We start from the raw sequence: 3,910 nt of genomic DNA on the forward strand, positions 1-3,910 counted from the left end.
TCCGCGAGGGCGGCCGCACCGTCGGCGCCGGCGTCGTCGCCGCCATCACCGAGTAGTCTCTTCGGATTGGGCGCGCGGCTTCGCTCGCGCGCCTCGCAGTCGCGACTTGGAAGGGGCCGGCCGTTGGGCCGGCCCTTTTCTGTTCGAGCCTGCGGGAATCGCCTCCGGCGTATCACGATACGCTTGCATCCCGGCCCGGCTTGCGGCATTGAGCAGGCCGCGCGCCGCGAGGCGCCGCGCAGGAGTGTAGCTCAACTGGTCAGAGCGCCGGTCTCCAAAACCGGAGGTTGCGGGTTCGAGTCCCTCCACTCCTGCCAGTTCGATTTTCCTGCCTTTCCCTCTCCGCCGGCCCGCACGACGCCGCACTGTCGACAAGCCTGTCGACTTGCGCTAGAGCGGGCGCACTCCGAGATCCTGAGAGGCCGTCGGTGCGGGCTGGGCATGAGCCCCCGGCACCCGATGGCCAGTTCCCGGAGGCGGTGTCCGGGTGGGCTCGATCACCGTCGTCAAGAACCAAGACCCTGGCGCCATGGCATCGAACGAAGCGAGCAAGAAGGTGGACACGGCCCGCGGCGCGCCGCGGGGCACGGGCACGCCTGCGCCCTCCCGTCAGGTGCCGCCGCAGCGCCCGGCGCCCAAGCGCGTCGGCCCGGTCGAGTTCCTGTCCCAGGTCCGCGACGAGGGCCGCAAGGTCACGTGGCCGTCCCGGCGCGAGACCACGGTCACCACCATCATGGTCTTCGTGATGGTGATCCTGGCGAGCGTGTTCTTCACGGTGGTCGATCAGGCCCTGCGCTACGGGGTCGGGCTGATCCTCGGCCTCTAGAGATGAGCGCGATCCGCGGGGTCGCCAGATTGGTCCGGAGTTGAACTGAACCGTGTCGAAGCGCTGGTACATCGTCCACGCCTACTCGAACTTCGAGAACAAGGTCGCCCAGTCCATCAAGGATCAGGCGGCCCAGCGCGGGCTGACCGACCTCTTCGACGAGGTGATGGTGCCGACCGAGAAGGTCGTCGAGGTGCGGCGCGGCCGGAAGGTGGATGCCGAGCGTAAGTTCTTCCCCGGCTACGTCCTGGTGAAGTGCGACCTCACCGACGAGGTCTACCATCTGATCAAGAACACCCCGAAGGTCACGGGCTTCCTCGGCGCCGACAAGTCGAAGCCGGTGCCGATCCCGGACGCCGAGGCCGAGCGGATCAAGGGCCAGGTCGCCGAGGGCGTCGACCGCCCGAAGCCCTCGATCTCTTTCGAGGTCGGCGAGACGGTCCGCGTCTCGGACGGCCCCTTCGCCAGCTTCAACGGCACCGTCGAGGAAGTGGACGACACCCGCTCCCGCCTCAAGGTCGCCGTCTCGATCTTCGGCCGCGCCACCCCGGTCGAGCTGGAATACGGCCAGGTCGAGAAGGTCTGATCGGGCCGGCTTTTCCGATCAGTCAGCACTGACTTGATCGTCGCTTTTCCCGGCGCGGCCCTGGCCACGCCGTGAAACGCCGTTGGGGCACGAGCCCCCTCGGCATCGTTCGCGGGAGGCCCGCCCGGATCGCCGCCGGGGTTCAACGGTCCGTACCGCGACCTGCAATCGCCCGTCCGCCCGCGCCTAGGCAGTGCGGCGACGCGCAATTCTTGGGAGTTCTCCCATGGCGAAGAAGATCACGGGCTACGTGAAGCTTCAGGTCCCGGCCGGCGCCGCCAACCCGTCGCCGCCGATCGGCCCCGCGCTCGGTCAGCGCGGCCTCAACATCATGGAATTCTGCAAGGCCTTCAACGCGAAGACCGCGCAGATGGAGAAGGGCACCCCGATCCCGGTGATCATCACCGCGTATCAGGACCGCTCCTTCACCTTCGAGATGAAGCAGCCCCCGGTCACCTTCTTTCTGAAGAAGGCCGTCGGCCTGAAGATCGGCAAGAAGCCGGCCTCCGGCTCGAAGACCCCCGGCAAGGGCCCGACCGTCGGCAAGATCACGGAAGCGCAGCTCCGCGAGATCGCCGAGAAGAAGATGCCCGACCTGAACTGCGACTCGGTCGATTCGGCCGTCGCGATGATCCGTGGCTCCGCGCGGGCCATGGGCCTCGAGATCGTGGCCTGAGGGAGGGCAGCATGGCTAAGGAAGGCAAGCGTATCCGCGCCGCCCGCGAGGGCATCGACCCGACCAAGCTCTACGGCCTGGACGAGGCGATCGCGCTGGTGAAGTCGAAGGCGAACGCCAAGTTCGACGAGACCGTCGAGATCTCGATGAACCTCGGCGTCGATCCCCGCCACGCCGACCAGATGGTCCGCGGCGTCTGCAACCTGCCGAACGGCTCCGGCCGCACGGTCCGCGTGGCGGTCTTCGCCCGCGGCGCCAAGGCGGACGACGCCCGCGCGGCCGGTGCCGACATCGTCGGCGCCGAGGATCTCCTCGAGATCGTCCAGGGCGGCAAGATCGAGTTCGACCGCTGCATCGCGACCCCGGACATGATGCCGCTCGTCGGTCGCCTCGGTAAGGTGCTGGGCCCGCGCGGCCTGATGCCGAACCCGAAGGTCGGCACCGTCACGATGGACGTGAAGGGTGCGGTGGGTGCCGCCAAGGGCGGCGCCGTGGAGTTCCGCGTCGAGAAGGCGGGCATCGTCCACGCCGGCATCGGCAAGGTCTCGTTCGACCAGCAGAAGCTCGTCGAGAACATCAAGGCCTTCGCCGACTCCGTCGCCAAGGCGAAGCCGGCCGGCGCCAAGGGCACCTACATCCAGCGCATCGCCGTCACCTCGACGATGGGCCCGGGCGTGAAGGTCGAGCCGAACACGGTCCTGACCGCCTGAGGCGAGGTTTGCAAACCTGCTACGTTGCGGGAGCGCCCGGCCGATTCGGCCGGGCGTTTTCCGTTGCGGGGGCGTGCGATGGAGCGGGTATCGCACGTCTACATGCTGGCGAGCCAGCGGAACGGCACGCTCTACACCGGCTCCACGATTGATCTGGCCCGCCGTGTCTGGGAGCATCGGACCGGTGCGCTGCCGGGCTTCACGCGCGATCACGGCGTGACGTTGCTGGTCTGGTACGAGGGCTATCCCCGCATCCTCGACGCTCGCCACCGGGAATACGCGATCAAGCGCTGGCGCCAGGCCTGGAAGCTCGCGCTGATCGAGGGGATGAACCCGGGCTGGCGCGACCTGTACGCCGATCTGGCATTCTGAGCCGCTGCGCGGCGCTTCCTGTGCTGGATCCCGGATCACCCTCCGCTGGCGCTCCGGGCGTCCGGGAAAGGGCGTGGCGCTCAATTCTGCACCGCCCTTTTCCCGGACGGGTGGAGCGAAGCGGAACCCGATCCGGGATCCAGCACCAGAAGCGCCGCGCAGCGGCACCGCATCACGCTCTCCCTCACACCAATCTCAACACCGAGGGGGGCGCCATCGCGCGGGGCTGTGCTAGATAGCGCCCCATGCGATGCTCCCTTCCGGTCTCCTCCAAGCGACGCATCCTCTGCGTCTTCCCCGCCTACACGCCGTCCTTCGGCACATTCTCGCACGCCTACCCATTGATGGGGGGCGTCAAGGCCTTCATGCCGCCACAGGGGCTCCTGCTGATCGCGGCCTACATGCCCGAGGCCTGGGAATGCCGCTTCATCGATGAGAATATCCGCCGGGCGGGCCCGGCGGACTTCGCCTGGGCGGACGCGGTCTTCGTCTCCGGCATGCACATCCAGGAGCCGCAGATCCACGACATCCGCGAGCGCGCGCACGCGGCCGGCAAGGTCGCGGTGCTGGGTGGTCCCTCGGTCTCCGGCGCGCCCGAGAAGTACGACGACTTCGACTACCTGCATCTCGGCGAGATCGGCGACGCCACCGACCGGCTCATCGAGATCCTCGACCGCGACGTCGCGCGCCCCGCCGCCCAGGTCTCCCTGGAGACGAAGGACCGGCTCGCGCTCGCCGAC

5 protein-coding genes, 1 tRNA gene and 1 pseudogene are annotated in these 3,910 nt (G+C 68.3%); all 7 read left to right on the forward strand.

Annotated elements, in window-relative coordinates; all coding sequences use genetic code 11:
- Window positions 1-240 precede the first annotated feature (240 nt).
- Window positions 241-317 (forward strand) — tRNA-Trp (locus AX737_RS14085).
- A gap of 212 nt (window positions 318-529) precedes the next feature.
- Window positions 530-826 (forward strand): preprotein translocase subunit SecE, encoded by a 297-nt coding sequence (secE, locus tag AX737_RS14090; RefSeq protein ID WP_066922309.1) that lies wholly within the window; start codon window positions 530-532, stop codon window positions 824-826.
- A gap of 52 nt (window positions 827-878) precedes the next feature.
- Window positions 879-1,412, forward strand: coding sequence for a transcription termination/antitermination protein NusG (gene nusG, locus AX737_RS14095; RefSeq protein ID WP_066922300.1), 534 nt, complete (start codon window positions 879-881; stop codon window positions 1,410-1,412).
- Window positions 1,413-1,638: 226 nt separating this feature from the next.
- Entirely contained in the window at window positions 1,639-2,088 is a 450-nt protein-coding gene (rplK, locus tag AX737_RS14100) for a 50S ribosomal protein L11 (protein WP_066922303.1), read from the forward strand.
- 11 nt (window positions 2,089-2,099) lie between these two features.
- Complete coding sequence (gene rplA, locus AX737_RS14105) at window positions 2,100-2,798, forward strand: 50S ribosomal protein L1 (protein WP_066922304.1); 699 nt, start codon at window positions 2,100-2,102, stop codon at window positions 2,796-2,798.
- A gap of 78 nt (window positions 2,799-2,876) precedes the next feature.
- On the forward strand, window positions 2,877-3,170 hold the full coding sequence (locus AX737_RS14110) for a GIY-YIG nuclease family protein (protein ID WP_066922307.1): 294 nt from the start codon (window positions 2,877-2,879) through the stop codon (window positions 3,168-3,170).
- A 245-nt stretch (window positions 3,171-3,415) separates the two neighbouring features.
- A pseudogene (locus tag AX737_RS14115) lies at window positions 3,416-3,910 on the forward strand (cobalamin-dependent protein); the annotation flags it as partial.

Origin of the sequence: Methylobacterium sp. CCH5-D2 (assembly GCF_001556475.1) — a bacterium.
In the GTDB taxonomy this organism is placed as follows: Bacteria; Pseudomonadota; Alphaproteobacteria; order Rhizobiales; family Beijerinckiaceae; genus Methylobacterium; species Methylobacterium hispanicum.

What these genes read in the sequence shown, in the direction of transcription:
- secE (WP_066922309.1), top strand. Translation starts at nt 530, where the DNA reads ATGGCATCGAACGAAGCGAGCAAGAAGGTGGACACGGCCCGCGGCGCG.
- rplK (WP_066922303.1), top strand. Translation starts at nt 1,639, where the DNA reads ATGGCGAAGAAGATCACGGGCTACGTGAAGCTTCAGGTCCCGGCCGGC.
- rplA (WP_066922304.1), top strand. Translation starts at nt 2,100, where the DNA reads ATGGCTAAGGAAGGCAAGCGTATCCGCGCCGCCCGCGAGGGCATCGAC.
- AX737_RS14110 (WP_066922307.1), top strand. Translation starts at nt 2,877, where the DNA reads ATGGAGCGGGTATCGCACGTCTACATGCTGGCGAGCCAGCGGAACGGC.